The sequence below is a fragment of the Streptomyces sp. TRM68416 genome (genome assembly GCF_014596915.1).
Taxonomy (GTDB): domain Bacteria; phylum Actinomycetota; class Actinomycetes; order Streptomycetales; family Streptomycetaceae; genus Streptomyces.
Genome location: NZ_JACVWU010000010.1, coordinates 202,078 through 217,190, shown reverse-complemented (window position 1 = coordinate 217,190; position 15,113 = coordinate 202,078). Strand labels below are relative to the sequence as shown.

11 protein-coding genes and 1 pseudogene are annotated in these 15,113 nt (G+C 72.5%); 5 read left to right on the top strand and 7 right to left on the bottom strand.

Annotated elements, in window-relative coordinates:
* Positions 1–3 precede the first annotated feature (3 nt).
* The 6 genes and pseudogenes from ICC28_RS18400 to ICC28_RS18375 all read right to left on the bottom strand — a co-directional run bounded on the left by ICC28_RS18400 (position 4) and on the right by ICC28_RS18375 (position 8,349).
* Positions 4–1,680, bottom strand: coding sequence for a hypothetical protein (locus ICC28_RS18400; RefSeq protein ID WP_188289680.1), 1,677 nt, complete (start codon positions 1,678–1,680; stop codon positions 4–6).
* 321 nt (positions 1,681–2,001) lie between these two features.
* Entirely contained in the window at positions 2,002–4,599 is a 2,598-nt protein-coding gene (rph, locus tag ICC28_RS18395; protein ID WP_188289679.1) for a rifamycin-inactivating phosphotransferase, read from the bottom strand.
* A gap of 58 nt (positions 4,600–4,657) precedes the next feature.
* Positions 4,658–5,324, bottom strand: a pseudogene (locus ICC28_RS18390) (sigma factor).
* A 276-nt stretch (positions 5,325–5,600) separates the two neighbouring features.
* A complete protein-coding gene (locus ICC28_RS18385) occupies positions 5,601–6,200 on the bottom strand; it encodes a hypothetical protein (RefSeq protein ID WP_188289678.1) in 600 nt (199 codons plus the stop codon).
* On the bottom strand, positions 6,197–7,663 hold the full coding sequence (locus ICC28_RS18380) for a HAMP domain-containing sensor histidine kinase (protein ID WP_317454042.1): 1,467 nt from the start codon (positions 7,661–7,663) through the stop codon (positions 6,197–6,199). Before ICC28_RS18380 ends, ICC28_RS18385 begins: the two co-directional genes overlap by 4 nt.
* Positions 7,660–8,349, bottom strand: coding sequence for a response regulator transcription factor (locus ICC28_RS18375; protein WP_188289677.1), 690 nt, complete (start codon positions 8,347–8,349; stop codon positions 7,660–7,662). Before ICC28_RS18375 ends, ICC28_RS18380 begins: the two co-directional genes overlap by 4 nt.
* Before the next feature lie 139 nt (positions 8,350–8,488).
* Between ICC28_RS18375 and ICC28_RS18370 the strand changes: the two genes are divergently transcribed.
* The 4 genes from ICC28_RS18370 to ICC28_RS18355 all read left to right on the top strand — a co-directional run bounded on the left by ICC28_RS18370 (position 8,489) and on the right by ICC28_RS18355 (position 11,956).
* On the top strand, positions 8,489–9,361 hold the full coding sequence (locus ICC28_RS18370) for a DUF3152 domain-containing protein (RefSeq protein WP_188289676.1): 873 nt from the start codon (positions 8,489–8,491) through the stop codon (positions 9,359–9,361).
* A 117-nt stretch (positions 9,362–9,478) separates the two neighbouring features.
* Complete coding sequence (locus ICC28_RS18365) at positions 9,479–10,465, top strand: alpha/beta fold hydrolase (RefSeq protein WP_188289675.1); 987 nt, start codon at positions 9,479–9,481, stop codon at positions 10,463–10,465.
* A 154-nt stretch (positions 10,466–10,619) separates the two neighbouring features.
* Positions 10,620–11,516: a methylenetetrahydrofolate reductase gene (locus tag ICC28_RS18360; RefSeq protein ID WP_188289674.1), complete on the top strand. Its 897-nt coding sequence runs from the start codon at positions 10,620–10,622 to the stop codon at positions 11,514–11,516.
* Positions 11,517–11,665: 149 nt separating this feature from the next.
* The gene (locus ICC28_RS18355; RefSeq protein ID WP_223189033.1) at positions 11,666–11,956 is read left to right on the top strand and encodes a DUF6355 family natural product biosynthesis protein; all 291 of its coding nucleotides are present in this window, start codon (positions 11,666–11,668) and stop codon (positions 11,954–11,956) included.
* A 65-nt stretch (positions 11,957–12,021) separates the two neighbouring features.
* Here ICC28_RS18355 and ICC28_RS18350 read toward each other — a convergent pair whose 3' ends face one another.
* Complete coding sequence (locus tag ICC28_RS18350) at positions 12,022–13,173, bottom strand: hypothetical protein (RefSeq protein ID WP_188289673.1); 1,152 nt, start codon at positions 13,171–13,173, stop codon at positions 12,022–12,024.
* Between the two features lie 372 nt (positions 13,174–13,545).
* On the opposite strand from ICC28_RS18350, the gene ICC28_RS18345 reads away from it, so the two are divergent.
* Entirely contained in the window at positions 13,546–15,096 is a 1,551-nt protein-coding gene (locus ICC28_RS18345; protein ID WP_188289672.1) for an MFS transporter, read from the top strand.
* Positions 15,097–15,113 lie beyond the last annotated feature (17 nt).

Sequence of the window (15,113 nt, the reverse complement as noted above, 5' to 3'; positions counted from 1 at the left end):
TCCTCAGCGCTGGGACGGTGCCGGGACGACCGACAGTTCGCGGACAGCGGCGAGCAGGGCGAGGCGGAGGGCACGGACGCCTGGACGCTCGGCCGGGTCCTGCCGCAGTGCACCGGCGACCGCGTGGGCCAGACCGGCCGGAACGGGGGCGGAAGCGCGGTAGGCGGGCAGTCCGGGAACGGGTGGTCGGCCGGTCAGCGAACGATGCAGCAGAGCGCCCACCTGGTAGACGTCGGTGGCGGGTCCGGGGCGGTCCGCGGAGCCGTGCCGCTGCTCGGGGGCCTGATAGGGCCCGGCGTTCTCGCCCTGGCGTGGCGGCACGGTGGCGAGGCCCAAGTCGCGCAGCACCATGCGCGGCCGGTGCATGACGATCGCGGTCGGCCGGAGCGCCCGGTGCGAGAACCCGTTGCCGTGCAGCCGTTCGAGGACTTCGGCCACTTCGGCGACCCCCTTCACGACCGACCGCAGTCGCAGCAGGTCGAGCCGCGAGGGGGGTTCGGGCAGCACATCGTGGAGGGTTCCCCGGGGATGGCCGAGCTTCGGGTCGGCCGGCCAGGTCAGGGCAAGGGTGGCGGTGTTCCCGTGGCGGGTCAGTTGTACGACGTCGGGGCCGCGGAGGTCGCGGCACAACCTGGCCTCCTGTTCGAGCGCGGCCAACGGGTCGAAGGCCGAGCCGGGCAGGGGCCGTTCCCGGTCGACCTGGCGCAGCCAGACGTAGGAGCCGCGGGACGTCCGGTCGGACGCCACACGTGCCACCGCCTGACGCCGCACCACCTCGCCGTCGCGCGACTCGTGGAGGAGATCCCCAGGACCTTCGTACAGCAGGTACTCCTGTTCCTCGACCTTGACGACGGGCCGGCCGGTCCAGGCCGCGGAGCCGGAGTCGCGATCGGGTCCGGACACCACCACGACCGCGGGCCGTTCGGGCTGCTCCCTGCGCGGTCGCCCGGTGGGCCGTAGGTCGCGCAGCACCCGCAGCGCGAAGGCGGCGGCGTGCCGTGACGCCGTCTGCTGGGAGCCCGAGGCGTCGGATGCCGCCTTGCCCGAGTCGGCGAAGTCGCTGATGCCGCGCACAGCGAGCATCCGCACTGTGCGGTGCATCCTGGCTGCGTGGGCGACTCCGTGGCTCTCCATGTCGACGGCCACCGCGTCGTTGTAGTGGCTGCGGATCCGGCGGGCGGTCTCGGAGTCGCGGGAGCCGATCAGCACATCGCCCGAGGCGATCGGTTCGAAGTGAACCCGGGGCGGCGCGACAGGCCGTTGTTCCGGGGGCAGAAAGATCCAGGGCTCGTTGCGGCGAGCGGAGCGGACCAACTGGTCGATGTCGAACGCCGATTCCCAGGCGTCGGGCCGGGAGCTGAACCCGTCCACGCTCTCGCGGCCGCCGTGATAGCCGTAGATCTTTCTGGCGACGACGACGTCCCCGAGGTGAACATCGTCCTTGAGCGCACCGGCTACGCCGACGAAGAGCACCGCCTCCGCGTCGAAGTGCTCGATTGCGGTCTGCGCGACGAGTGCGGCACGGGTGTTGGTGGGCCCCGTCTCCGCCAGGGCCACTTGCCAGTCGAGGCCGGGAACCCGGCCGACGTCGAGGAGGGTGCCTCGTGGCAACTCGACCTCGCGGACGCCCTTCAGGTGGTGGCGCACCGCCTCGTACTCCAGCTGTAACGCAGTGAGCACGACCACGGTGTGCCGCCGACTGCTCGCGCCCGCCAACGAACCCCCCTCACTCCCACGGGACCTGCGATTCGCCCCCACAGCTCCCACCGGCGATTTCGCCCGGCGCCCGATGAGGATGAAAGGGCCACTCCAGCCCGGCCGCCTCGGAGCGATGATCCAATGGCTGATCGATTCCGTCAACGCACATCGGCGTCAAGCCACGGTCCCGCTCCGGCCCCCCTCCTCGACTTCGACGTCCTTCTCCTGCGGGAACAGCGAAAAGTGCGACTGTGCTTTCTCGCCGGTTGCTGATCGTCGGTCAGGGCAGGAGTTCCTCGTCGGTCAGGGCAGGAGTTCGACGTAGCCCTCGGTTCCGTGCACGCGGATGCGCTGGCCGTCCCGGATGAGGCGGGTGGCCCGGGCCACGCCCACGACGGCCGGCAGGCCGTACTCGCGGGCGATCACCGCGCCGTGGGTCATGAGGCCGCCGACCTCTGTCACCAGGCCCGCGATGCCGACGAACAGGGGTGACCAGCTGGGGTCGGTGAAGGGGGTGACCAGGATGTCGCCCGCTTCGAGCTCGGCGTCCGCCATGTCCAGGATGACGCGGGCCCTCCCCTCGACGGTCCCCGCGGAGACGGGGACACCGGTCAGGGCGCCGGCCGGCACGTCGTCGCGCCGGTACGCGCCGGTGAGCGCCTCGCCGTCCGAGGTGAGGACCCGGGGCGGGGTGAGGGCGTGGTACGTGCGGAAGGCGTCCTTGCGCCGCTGGATGAGGCGGTGGTCCGCCCGGTGCGTGCGGGCGACGTCGCGGAGTTCCTGGAACGTCAGGTAGTAGATGTCCTCCGCTTCGGCGAGAACGCCGGCCCGCACGAGGCGTTCGGCCTCCGCCAGCAGGGCCTGCTTGTACACGAAGGAGCGGCTGACGATGCCGTACTTCGGGTACTCCCGGTACCCGATGAAGGTCCTGACCCGGTCGATCATCCGCTTGGTCTCGTCAGCCTTGCGCTCCCCGTCCGGCAGGGCCCGCAAGCGGGCGAGTACGTCCTGTTCCTTCTGCCGCGCCTTCTGCCGGCCTTCCTCGAAGCGCCGCTGTGCGGCGCCCGGTTCGAAGTTCCTGACGTTGTCGAGGATCACGGGCACGAGCGTGCTGGGGCGCTCGCGCCAGCGCGGCCGCGTGATGTCGATCTCGCCGACGCAGCGCATGCCGTACCGGTCCAGGTAGGCCTCGATGGCGTCACGCGCCTCGGCCCCGCCCGGCAGCTTCGGCAGCTCCTCCAGGAAGCCGTCGTCCGTCACGTCCTGCAGGAACGCCACCACCTCCGGCCACGGGCGGATCACGTCCGCGACGTCGAGGAGGGCAAGACCCATCTCCGAGGTCACATTGCCGGGGGCGGACAGCGTGAGCGTGTCGGCGGCGTTCTTCTCGCCCAGCCACTCCCGCAGCTTGTCGTTGAGCCACCAGGTGGCCTCCATCCCCGCCATGATCGCCTGCATGCTCAGCGGGTCGCCGAGGATCCGCTTGTGCTCCTCGAAGGCCTGGGAGAGGAAGTCGAACAGCGCCGGTCCGCTCTGCGCGCGGATGTCGCGTTCCAGGGCGGCGAGGGAGGCGCGGCTGCGCTCGATCAGCTCGGTGACGACGGCCGGATCGGCCTCGACCGGGGCGGGCGGGCTCCCGGCCGGTGGCCCGGCGGGGGCCGTGCCCGGGAGCGTCGGGACGAAGCCGTCACGGTCGAGCACGGTCTCCAGCGCGTCCCTGACCAGCGGATCGCCTCGCCCCATGAGCTCCAGGAGGGCGGCGCGGCTCGCGGGCGAGGCCAGGCGCTGGGTGACGTCGACGAACAGCCTGCCGCCCGCCTCGTGCATCGGCGCCATGGCCGTCAGCCGCCACAGGGAGAGGCCCAGGGGCTTCATGGGGTCGGTCATCATCTGCTGGTGGCCGACGGAGACGTAGACGTGATTGTCCTGGTCGCCGGTCTCGGGGACGGGGAACAGTGTCGTGATCGGCCTGCTCTGCACGATCCGGAACCCGTCCTCGGCCAGGCACCACTCGATGTCCTGCGGCCGGCCGAAGCGCGCCTCGATCCGCCGGCCCAGCCGCACGAGCTCCACGACCTGAGCATCCGTCAGCGCCGGCTGCTCCTGCCGCTCCGCGTCGATCGCCACCTCGCGCGTGCCGCCCGTCGGCAGGGCCTCGACGGCGCGCTGCTTGGCGGCGATCGTCCGGGTGACGATCTCGCCGTCCCGCACCTTGAAGACGTCCGGGTTCACCAGACCGGCGACCAGGGCCTCGCCGAGGCCGAAGCCGGCGTCCACGGTGGCGACCTTCCGGTTGCCCGAGACGGGGTCGGCGGTGAACAGCACGCCGGACGCCCGCGGTACGACCATCCGCTGCACGACCACGGCCATGCGGACCGTACGGTGGCCGATGCCGTTGCGCTGACGGTAGGTCACCGCCCGCTCGGTGAACAGCGAGGCCCAGCACAGCCTGACGTGCCGGAGGATCGCCTCCGGTCCCATGACGTTCAGGTATGTGTCCTGCTGGCCCGCGAAGGAGGCCGTCGGCAGATCCTCCGCCGTCGCGCTGGACCGGACGGCGTAGGCGGCCCGGTCACCGAGCCGCGCGAGCGCGCGGGTGATCGCCGTCGCGAGGTCGTCGGGGACGGGGATCCCTTCGATGGTCCGGCGCATCTGCGCGCTGAGCGTGCGGATGCCCTCCCGGTCGTCCGGACCCACGGACGACAGTCGGTCCAGCAGACGCTCGGCGTCCGGCGCCTGCGCCATGATCCGACGGAAGGCGTCCGTCGTCACACAGAAGCCCTCCGGCACGTGCACGCCGTCGATCCGGCACAGCGCGGCCAAGTGCGCCGCCTTGCCCCCTACGGTCGCGATCTGCGTCTCGTCGATGTCCTGAAGATCCCGCACGTGCTGGTCGGTCATGGCGGTGTCCCGTCCCCGTTCGGTAGGCGATGGCCTCGGCCGACGATTCTGCCTGCTTTCAGCCCCTGGTCCAGGGCCGGAGTTTCTCGGTGTTGAGCACGGCCCGGATGCGGGTGATCCGATCACCCGCGATGTCGAACGCGTACACCGCCACCGTACGGCCGTCCTGGAGCGCGACCAGGCCGGGCCTGCCGTTGACCGTGCGCTCCACGACGGTGAGGGCGCCGGACGCCCGGGCGAAGAGGTCGCTCGGGTGGTGCGCGATCCGCTCGCCGCCCTCGACGGGACGCGGTGAGGCCTGCGTGCGGCCGCCACCGTCGGCGGTCACCGTGGCGTCGGGGTCGAGGAGGCCGATGAGGGCACCGATGCCCTGGGCCTGCCACGCCTGCTCGAAGTCCCTGACGATGCCGGCCTGCCGGGCGGCCGGCCTGCCGGGCGGTCGGGGGCGCGGGCCTCCGCCCGGCCGCCCGGATGCGGCGCCGGGCGGAGGAGGCCGGCTGACGGCAGGCCGCGGGGGTGCGGCCGACGATCTCGGATCCGAACAGGTCCAGGCAGATACGGCCCGCGACCTACGTCAGCCGGGCCCCGGGGACGTCGATGGCCTCCTGCCGCTCGCGCGACAGCGCGTACCAGCGTGCGTACGGCTCCTGAACGGCATCCTCCGCCTCGGCGAGGGAACCCAGCAGCCGATGGGCGAGACGCAACAGCCGCCGCCGCTCACTCATGACCGCGTCCGGGCTCTGATCGTCCACGGTGCTCACACTTCTCCCCTTGCCCCTGCGTCGGCCGGATCCGCTCTCGCCCGTATCGACGGGACAGCCCACCGGAAGGTGAGACCGACGGCCCGCTCGACCTTCCGGCGGCCCGCGCGCCGTCGTACTGGTACTGCCGGGCGCGGGGGCCACGGCGGCGTCGCGTGGTCCGGGCGGGGTTCGTCGTAGGCGACCGCCGCCGCGCCGAACGACGAGGCGTGCAGCAGGCGTTGGGCCTGGCCCCTGCGGTCACCGCAGGGGCGCGGGGCTGCGGACGGCTACCGCCGACTCGGGGCACCGCACCCCCGTTCCCTCCACGCGGCGGCCGTCCGGGGTGGTGATGGTCACCGGGGGCGGATCGGCGCCCGGGTCGGCCACGTGTTGGGCTGCGCGGGCGGTGCAGATGATCTGGGTGGCCGCGAGGTCGTTCCATTCGGCGGGGGACGGGGGGAGTTCGACGGAGAAGCGTACGTTGCCCGCTGTCACCGTCATGGTGTCGGTGGCGGGAAGCGCCTGCGGCAGGTCGGTGGGGTCGGTGGCGGGCCGGGTGGGAACCGCCGCGGGCAGGGGGAGTCGGGTGGTGATCCGTTTGCGGGCTTCCGCGTCGGTCGGGCCCTGGAGGAGCAGCTGTACGGCCGCCTCGACGCTGCCGGGGGAGTCGGTCGCGCGGGGTACGGCGACCAGGGCGCCGTCCGCCACGAAGTACACCCGGGTCGTCGGCGCGATGCCGCCGGCGGGGCCGCCCGCCTCGACCACGCCGGTGGCCGGGATGCCGCAGGAGGTGAGGGCGCACAGCGCGGGCAGGGGCACGAAGAGGAGCAGGAGCGCGCGTCGGCGCGGGGGAGTCACGGGCGGGTCTCCTCGGGGTCGGGCAGGGGGAGGCGCACGGTGAAGGCGGCGCCCGCGCCCGGGCGGTTCGCCGCGTGGACGGTGCCGCCGTGCACGCGCACGTTCTCCGCGGTGATCGCGAGGCCCAGCCCGCTGCCCTCGGTACGGGTGCGGGCGGCGTCCGACTTGTAGAAGCGCTCGAAGACGTGCGGCAGGACGTCCTCGGCGATGCCCGGCCCGCTGTCCAGCACCTCGATGACGGCCGTCCGCTCCCCGTCGCCGTACAGGCGGAGCACGACGGGGCGGGCGCCGTGCCGCAGGGCGTTGCCGACGAGGTTGGCGACGACGACGTCGAGGCGGCGCGGGTCGACGCGTCCGCGCAGGGTGCCGGGCGGGGGCAGGTCGGTGTCCACGACGTCGGTCCAGGCGCGGGCGGCGAGGGTGCGCCGCAGTGACTCGGCGAGGTCGATGTCGTCGAGGTGCAGTGTCGCCGCGCCCGCGTCGAAGCGGGAGATCTCCATGAGGTCGTCCACCAGGCGGGCGAGTTTCACGGTCTCCGCGCTGATCAGGCGGACCGCGGTGGCCGTGTCCGGGTCCAGGCGGGCGGCGTCCTCGTCGAGGACGTCGGTGACCGCCGACATGGCCGCCAGCGGGGTGCGCAGTTCGTGGGAGACGTCGGCGGCGAACCGGCGGGCCCGGGCCTCCATGCCGCGCAGTTCGGCCACCGACTCCTCCAGCGCGGCGGCCGTCTCGTTGAACGTGTGCGAGAGATCGGCGAGTTCGTCGGATCCGTGAACGGTGAGCCGGGTGTCCAGGCGGCCCTCGGCGATGCTGCGGGTGGCGCTGCGCAGCGCCCGTACCGGCCGCAGCACCCCGCGCGCGGCCAGCAGCGCCAGCAGCACGGCGAGGACCAGGGCGACCACGGTGGCGCGTTCGACGGCGGAGACCAGGGCGTCGACGTAGGCGCGTTCGGCGGTCTGCGGCACGGTCAGGAAGACCTGGACGCCGGAGTCGTAGGAGCCCTCCTGCGGGGCCTCGGCGTAGGTGACCGACATGCCGACGACGAGTGAGGTGCGGTCGCCGCGGGTGACCCGCTGGAAGACGGTGGCCAGCCGGGAGTCGACCGCCTCCCGCACGGCGGGGCTCAGTTCCGCGAAGGGGTCGCCGGGGACGGAGGTGGCACTCAGCTCGCCGTAGGTGGCCTGGACGCGCCAGGTTCCGGAGGACTCGCTGAGCGCGAGGTCCGCCGCGAACTGCTCCAGGTCGGCCTCGCTCGGCGGGAAGGCGAGCTGCGGGGCGAACTGGTTGACCTGGGTGCGCAGTTGCCGGATGACCGTGTCCTGGCTCTGCTGGAGTATGCCGGTGCGCGCCTCGCGGAAGGACAGGGCGCCGGTGGTCGCGGCGGTGAGCGCGGCCACCAGCGCGAAGGCGACGACCAACCGGGTGCGCAGGCCGCGCAGTTGGGGCAGACGGGGGCGGTTCACCGCGCCGCGAACCGGTAGCCGAACCCGCGCACGGTCTGGATGTGGCGGGGGTCGCGCGGCGGTTCGCCCAGCTTGGCGCGCAGCCGTTTGACGCAGGCGTCCACCAGCCGCGCGTCCCCGTGGTAGCTGTGCTCCCAGACGGCCTCCAGGAGCTGCTGCCGACTGAACACCTGGCCGGGGGAGGCGGACAGCGTCAGCAGCAGCCGCAGTTCGGACGGGGCGAGCGAGACCGGCGTACCGTTCCGGGAGACGGAGAGCCCGGCCCGGTCGACGGTGAGGTCTCCGTACGTGTCGAGCTTCGGTATGCCGCCCTCGGCGGCGCCGGCCGACCGGCGCAGGACGGCACGGATGCGGGCCTGGAGCACCCGGGCCTGCACGGGCTTGACGACGTAGTCGTCGGCTCCCGCCTCCAGCCCTACGACGATGTCCTCGTCGTCGCCCCGCGCGGTCGCCATGATGATCGGCAGGGTCTGGTCGAGGGCGCGCATCGCACGGCACACGTCGAGACCGGGCATGCCGGGCAGCATCAGGTCCAGCACCACGACGTCCGGCCGGAACGACGGCACCCGCTCCAGCCCGTCCTCACCGGTCTCGACGGCGGTGACCTCGTGGCCCTGGCGGCGGAGCGCGAGCGCGACGCCCTCCCGCACGGCACGGTCGTCTTCGATCAGCAGAACGCGTGGCATGGGGCCAGTATCCGCAGGCCGGGTGGCCGCTCACGGGTTTTGTTACCGGACGATCACAAAAGCGGCGGCGAACCACTCGTTATCGTTCCGTTACCGTGCGGGCCAGGTCCCATCACATGGCGATCACACTCTGTCGTCCATGACCACGTACCCATCACCTCCCGTCCGTGGCCGCCGGAGCCGTCGTACGCATGCCTCGCCGCGCGGGCGGCAGGGGAAGGCGTGGGCCGCCCTGGCTGCCCTGGCCGTCCTGGGGGCCGCCGGGTTCGCGGCCTTCGACGGTGTGCGATCGGCGGATGCGGGAGGGGAGCACGTCGTCGAGCCCACGGCATCCGGCTCCACCGGTCCGACGCGCGCCTCCCGGCCGGCCCCGCCGCCCGGCGAGCCCTCTGCCTCCTCAACCTCCTCGTCCTCCTCGTCACCCAAGTCCCCGTCGCCGCGCGCGATTCCGTCCACCGGGCCGGGCACGTTCACCGTCGCCGCCGGCGGCAGCGCCAAGGCGGGCACCGGAACGGCCCTGCGCTACCGGGTCGAGATCGAGGACGGCCTCGACCTCTCCGCCGCGGACGTCGCCCGGCAGGTGGAGCGCATCCTGGCCGACCGGCGCGGCTGGACCGCGGACGGTCGCTCGGCCTTCCAGCGGGTGCCCGGCGGCCCGGCCGACTTCGTCGTGCGGGTCGCGACCCCCGGCACCGTCGACCGGATCTGCGGACAGTACGGGCTGGACACCGGCGGCGAGTACAACTGCAACGTGGCGCAGAACGTGATGGTGAACCTGAAGCGCTGGCAGCTCGCGACCCCCGTCTACGCCGACGACGTCAGCGCCTACCGTGCCCTGATCATCAACCACGAGGTCGGCCACTTCCTCGGCCACGGCCACGTCGGCTGCCCGGGCCCGGGCCGGCCCGCTCCCGCGATGATGCAGCAGATCAAGGGCATGGACGGCTGCGTGCCCAACGTCTGGCCCTACGACGACCAGGGCCGGTACGTGACAGGACCGGCCGTCCCCTGACGGAGCGTCATATCCCCACAGCCGTCGGCTTTTTGCCGAACCGGCAACACGCCTCGCACCCGCCCCGCCCGCCCCGGCACGATCGAGGTCACCCCGCACCGCACCCGGGAGGAACCCGTGCCAGTGACGACCGCCACCGAACCCACCCACCGCCTCGTCCCCTCGCCCGCCGGCCGGATCCACCTGGTGGAGCAGGGCCGCGGACCGCTGGTCGTGCTCGTCCACGGGTTCCCGGAGTCCTGGTACTCCTGGCGGCACCAACTGCCCGCGCTGGCCGCCGCGGGCTACCGGGCGGCGGCCGTGGACGTACGCGGCTACGGGCGCTCCTCGCGGCCCGCGGCCACCGACGCCTACCGGATGCTCGACCTGGTGGCGGACTGCGTCGCCGTCGTGCACGCCCTGGGCGAGGAGTCCGCGGTGCTCGTCGGCCACGACTGGGGCGCGAACATCGCCGCCACCTCGGCCCTGCTCCGGCCCGGGGTGTTCCGGGCGGTCGGGCTGCTCAGCGTGCCGTACACCCCGCCCGGCGGGCCGAAGCCCAGCGAGGTCTTCGCGCAACTGGGCGGGGACGAGGAGTTCTACGTGTCCTACTTCCAGCAGCCGGGGCGGGCCGAGGCCGAGATCGAGCCGGACGTGCGCGGCTGGCTCGCCGGGTTCTACGCCGCGCTGTCCGCCGACACCATGCCCGGCCCGGACGCGCCGGACCCGCACTTCGTCGGCCGCGGCGGAACCCTGCGGGACCGGTTCCCGGCCGGCCGCACGCCCTCCTGGCTGAGCGAGGACGACCTCGACGTCTACGCCGCCGAATTCGAGCGGACCGGCCTGACGGGGGCGCTGGCGCGCTACCGGAACATGGACCGGGACTGGGCGGACCTGGCCGGCCACGCGGGCGCGCCGATCGCGCAGCCGTCGCTGTTCGTCGGCGGAACCCTCGACGCCTCCACCACCTGGCTGGCCGACGCGATCGAGGCGTACCCGCGCACACTGCCCGGCCTGGTCTCCTCCCACCTCCTCGACGGCTGCGGCCACTGGGTGCAGCAGGAGCGCCCCGAGGCCGTGAACCGGATCCTCGTGGAATGGCTGGACGCGGTGTCGGCCTCCTGAAGCGGCGGGGGTCCCGAGGGGAACGCGGCGCGGACCGCGTACGCTCTACGGCCGCGACGCCCGGCGGGGGCCTCGAGGGTGCCGCGGCCCGGACCGCGTACGCTCTACGGCCGCGAGCTACCGCCGCGACGCCCGAGCCGACCCCTGGAGCACGATGAACCCCGCCTGCCCGGCCCCGACGGCGGCAGACACCCCGCTGCTGGAGGACTACTCCCTCGAAATGACCGGCAAGGACGTCGCACACCTGGAGGAGGCCAGTGACGTCATCCCGGCCGGCACCCGGGTCAACGTGACCTTCCTGGGCAACGAGGACCTCGCGATGCGCCGGGAGGCCGCACGGGCGGTGAAGCGGCTCGGCTTCGTGCCCGTGCCGCACCTCTCCGCCCGGCGCCTCGCCTCTCGGGCCGACCTCGAACGCTTCCTCGACGCCCTGCACGCCGACGGCACCGCGGAGCACGTGTTCGTCGTCGGCGGCGACCCCGCCACCCCGCAGGGCCCCTTCCCGGACGCCCTCTCCGTCATCGACACCGGACTCCTCCAGCGGTACGGGGTCCGCCACGCCGGTGTCTGCGGCTACCCGGAAGGGCACCCGGCCATCCCCGACGCCACCCTGTGGTCGGCGCTCCGGGACAAGCACACCGCCCTGCAGCGCGGCGGTCTGACCGGCGGCGTCATCACCCAGTTCGGCTTCGACGTCGACCCCGTCCTCGCCTGGGTCCAGGACCTGCGCGAACGCGGCATCGACCTGCCGGTCCGCGTCGGGGTCCCCGGGCCCGCCGGGGTGCGCCGCCTGCTGGGCTACGCGGCCCGCTTCGGCGTCGGCACCAGCGCCTCCATAGCCAGGAAGTACGGCTTCTCCCTGACCAACCTCATCGGTACGGCCGGCCCCGACCGGTTCGTCCGGGAACTCGCCGCGCGGTACGACCCGGAGCGGCACGGCGAGCTGAAACTGCACTTCTACACGTTCGGCGGGATCGGGGCGACCGCGGAGTGGGCCGCCCGGTACGGGCGGGACGCGCGACGCGCCGCCGGTCCGTCGAAGATCAACTGATCGGCGGAGCGGCAAATCGATCCGCCGGGTGAACGAGCCGCGGGTTGGTCGTCACGTCCGCGCGCGGCCGCGGATCCTGGGGCGGAACTGATCAAAGGACCGGCAGGAAACCGTAGTTCGGCCGGTCCGTCCACCGCTCAGGAGTTCCCTTGCGTATTCGTCGTGCCGTGACCGGCGCCCTCGGTGCCGCCGCCCTCGTCCTCACCTCCTTCGGCGCGGTCACCGCGGCCGCCGGCCCGGCCGCCGCCAACCCGTGCGGCTTCTTCGAGACCAGCTCCGACGCCTACTACAACCACTGCACCTCCGACGGCTCACGGGTCGTCATCAAGGTCGAGGTGGCCCTGGCGCCCGACTACGAGCGGTGCGTGTCGCCGGGCACGACCTGGCTGGGCTCCGCGAGCAAGATCCAGGGCGCGTACTACGTCGGACGCACCTGCTGATGTGTCCGTAGGAGAGGAGGGGACACCGATGCGGTGTCCCCTCCCTCGTGTCCCTCGTGTCCCGGCTAGCAGATGCTCTGCCGGCTGTTGACGAGCGTGTTGTTGCGGAAGGTGATGTTCGTCCCGCAGGGCCGCTCGGTGATCGCCGAGTTGGTCACCGTGAGGTTCTGGATCGTGATGCCGGAGTTGTTGGGGAACTCCGAACGGGCCGCGAGCCGGATCTCGCCGCCGCCGGTGACGCTGCCGCTCTGGGCGGCGACGGTGACGTTGGAGCAGTTCTCCACCAGGATCGCGTTGTTGCCGGTGTGGGAGAGGTTCACCCGGTCGATGACCGCGCCACCGCTCTCGGAGACGCAGAAGACACCCCGGCCGCCGCCGCGCGCGATCACCTCGCCCACCCGGATGTTGGTCGGGTACGAACTGCCCACCCGGCCGTTGCGGTTGGCCATGCGGAAGGCCGCGTAGCCCGTGCCGGTGCCCGCCCCGTCGGCGTCGACCTTGGCGACCGACGCGTTGATCGTCTGATTCAGCAGCAGGCCCGAATGGCCCACGTTGCGGGCGGTGACGGTGCCGACGGTGAGGCCGTCGACCCCGTAGGTCTCCACCGCGTGACTGCTCGCGCCGGACACGTACACGTTGTCGATCCTGACGTTCCGCGTCCACTGGCTGGTGTCGCCGCGGTTGTCGATGCGCACGCCGAGCCCGGCCGACAGGCGCATGTCGAGCCGGCCGAGCACCACGTTCTGGACGTTGCGCAGGAAGACGCCGTAGAGCGGGGTGCCGGTGACGTTGAGGTGCTGGACCTCGATGTCGCGGACGCCGCGGGCGTAGACGGGGGCCTGGTCGCCGGAGCCGGATCCGGTGACGTTGATCGTGCCGCAGACGTCGAGCACGGTGTAGCTCGGCAGGGAGACGCGGGACCCGGCGCCGATCGAGCCCGAGCCGCGCACGACGACCCGCTCCTTCGAAGTCCGGCCCGCCGTCAGGCTGTTGACGGCCGCCTGCATCGCGGCCCGCATGTCCGTGCCGGTGTAGACGACACCGCTGCCGCGCCGGGCGGTCCAGGTGCCGCCGCTGAGCACCGCCTCGGCCTGGTAGGCGCCGTCGCCGCAGGCCGCCGTCTGCGCCGCGTCCGCGGGTTTCGACAGCAGGGCCGCGCCGGTGAGCAGCGCGGTGGCGCAGGCGGCGGTCACGACGGCCCTACTTCTGTGCTTCATGTCGGCTCCTATGGGGGGTGGTGTGGGGGGTGGTGTGGGGCGCCGGTTCGGGCGGGTGTGGTCCTGGCCCGCCCGGCCCTGTCTGATCCGATCCGGATTGAATCGATTCACTACGGGACCCTCGGGTGGTGACCTGGGGTGATGTGGCCGAAGGGTGCGGCAGAGCGTACGGGGGTGGCCCGGCAAGCGTTTTCTACAGCGGCCCGTGAGTGTGCCAACGGCCTCCCGGGCCGTCAAGAGGTCCCGTCGGCCCGGCGTTGATCGAGTGGTGACGGCCGGAACGCGGGCGTACCTTCTAACGGTGAACCATCGGTGGACGGGATCGTTCACCGACTTCTCGCGAGGGCGCGGCCCTCGGGAGTGGGAACCACCATGAGCAGCAGCCCGCAGCCGACTTCGTCACAGGCCGCCACCGCGGACAACGGCGGTGGCGGAAGCGCGATGGCCCTGCTGGTCATCGCCTCCTGCCAGCTGATGGTGGTCCTGGACATCACCATCGTGAACATCGCGCTGCCGCACATCCAGCGCTCCCTGGAGTTCTCCACCACCAGCCTGGCCTGGGTGGTCAACGCGTACACCCTCACCTTCGGCGGACTGCTGCTGCTCGGCGGCCGGGCCGGCGACATCCTCGGCCGCCGGCGCGTCTTCGTCTTCGGCGTCCTGCTCTTCGTATGCGCCTCGCTGCTCGGCGGGTTCGCCCAGAACTCCGGCCAACTCCTCGCCGCACGCGCCCTCCAGGGTGTCGGCGGGGCCATCGCCTCCCCGACCTCGCTCGCCCTGATCAGCACCACGTTCCGCGAAGGGCCGGAGCGCAACCGGGCGTTCGGGGTGTTCGCCGCGGTCTCGGCGGGCGGCGGTGCGATCGGACTGCTCGCGGGCGGGATGCTCGTCGAGTGGCTCAACTGGCGATGGGTGCTCTTCGTCAACGTCCCGATCGGACTGCTCATCGTCCTCGCCACCCCGCGCTGGATCAAGGAGTCCGAACGCCACCCCGGCCGTTTCGACATCACCGGCGCGCTGACCTCCACCGCCGGCATGGTGCTGCTGGTGTACGGCTTCATCAGGGCCGCGCAGCACGGCTGGCGCGACGCCCTCACGCTGGCCTCGTTCGTCGGCGCCGCCGTCGTCCTCGCGGTCTTCGTCCTCGTCGAACGGGGTTCGCGCCAACCCATCACCCCGCTGCACATGTTCGGCGACCGCAACCGCGCGGGCACCTACGGCATGATGCTGAGTCTCTCCGCCGCGATCTTCGGCATGTTCTTCTTCCTCACCCTCTTCGTGCAGAACGTGCTGGACTTCAGCCCGCTCCAGGCCGGCCTCGCCTTCCTGCCGGTCAGCGCCGTCATCGCGATCGGCGCCGGTCTGGCCTCGCGCTTCCTGCCCGTGTACGGGCCCAAGCCGTTCATGGTGGTGGGCGCGGTGCTGGCGGCGGCCGGGCTGGCGTGGCTGACCCTGACCGACGTCGACTCCACCTACGCGGGCAGCATCCTCGGCCCGATGCTCGTCTTCAGCCTCGGCATGGGCATGGAGTTCGTCTCGCTCACGCTGATGGCCCTGTCCAACGTGCGGGTCGAGGAGACCGGCGCGGCCTCCGGCCTCCTCAACGCCACCCAGCAGGTGGGCGGTTCGCTCGGCCTGTCCATCCTGGTCACGATGTTCGGCACGGCCAGCACGAACGAGGCGGAGAAGCAGATCCCCCGCTTCCTGGCCCAGGCGACCCTCGTCGAACGCCGACGCTTCGAACAGACCGGGGAGTTGCCGGCGCGCTGGGCGGACGAGGTGCTCACGGCCGGGGCCTCGGCCGCGTTCGTGACGGCGGCGATCTTCACCCTCGTCGCCGCACTGATCGCCGTGCTGGTCATTCAGGTACGGCCGTCCGATCTGGAGCGGCTCAAGGGAGGCGGGATTCCGGGGCCGGGCTGAGGTTGGGGCCGGGATGC

Coding starts and splice junctions, on each gene's coding strand:
- rph (WP_188289679.1), bottom strand. CDS start 4,599: ATGACCGACCAGCACGTGCGGGATCTTCAGGACATCGACGAGACGCAG.
- ICC28_RS18360 (WP_188289674.1), top strand. CDS start 10,620: ATGAACCCCGCCTGCCCGGCCCCGACGGCGGCAGACACCCCGCTGCTG.
- ICC28_RS18370 (WP_188289676.1), top strand. CDS start 8,489: ATGACCACGTACCCATCACCTCCCGTCCGTGGCCGCCGGAGCCGTCGT.
- ICC28_RS18345 (WP_188289672.1), top strand. CDS start 13,546: ATGAGCAGCAGCCCGCAGCCGACTTCGTCACAGGCCGCCACCGCGGAC.
- ICC28_RS18350 (WP_188289673.1), bottom strand. CDS start 13,173: ATGAAGCACAGAAGTAGGGCCGTCGTGACCGCCGCCTGCGCCACCGCG.
- ICC28_RS18375 (WP_188289677.1), bottom strand. CDS start 8,349: ATGCCACGCGTTCTGCTGATCGAAGACGACCGTGCCGTGCGGGAGGGC.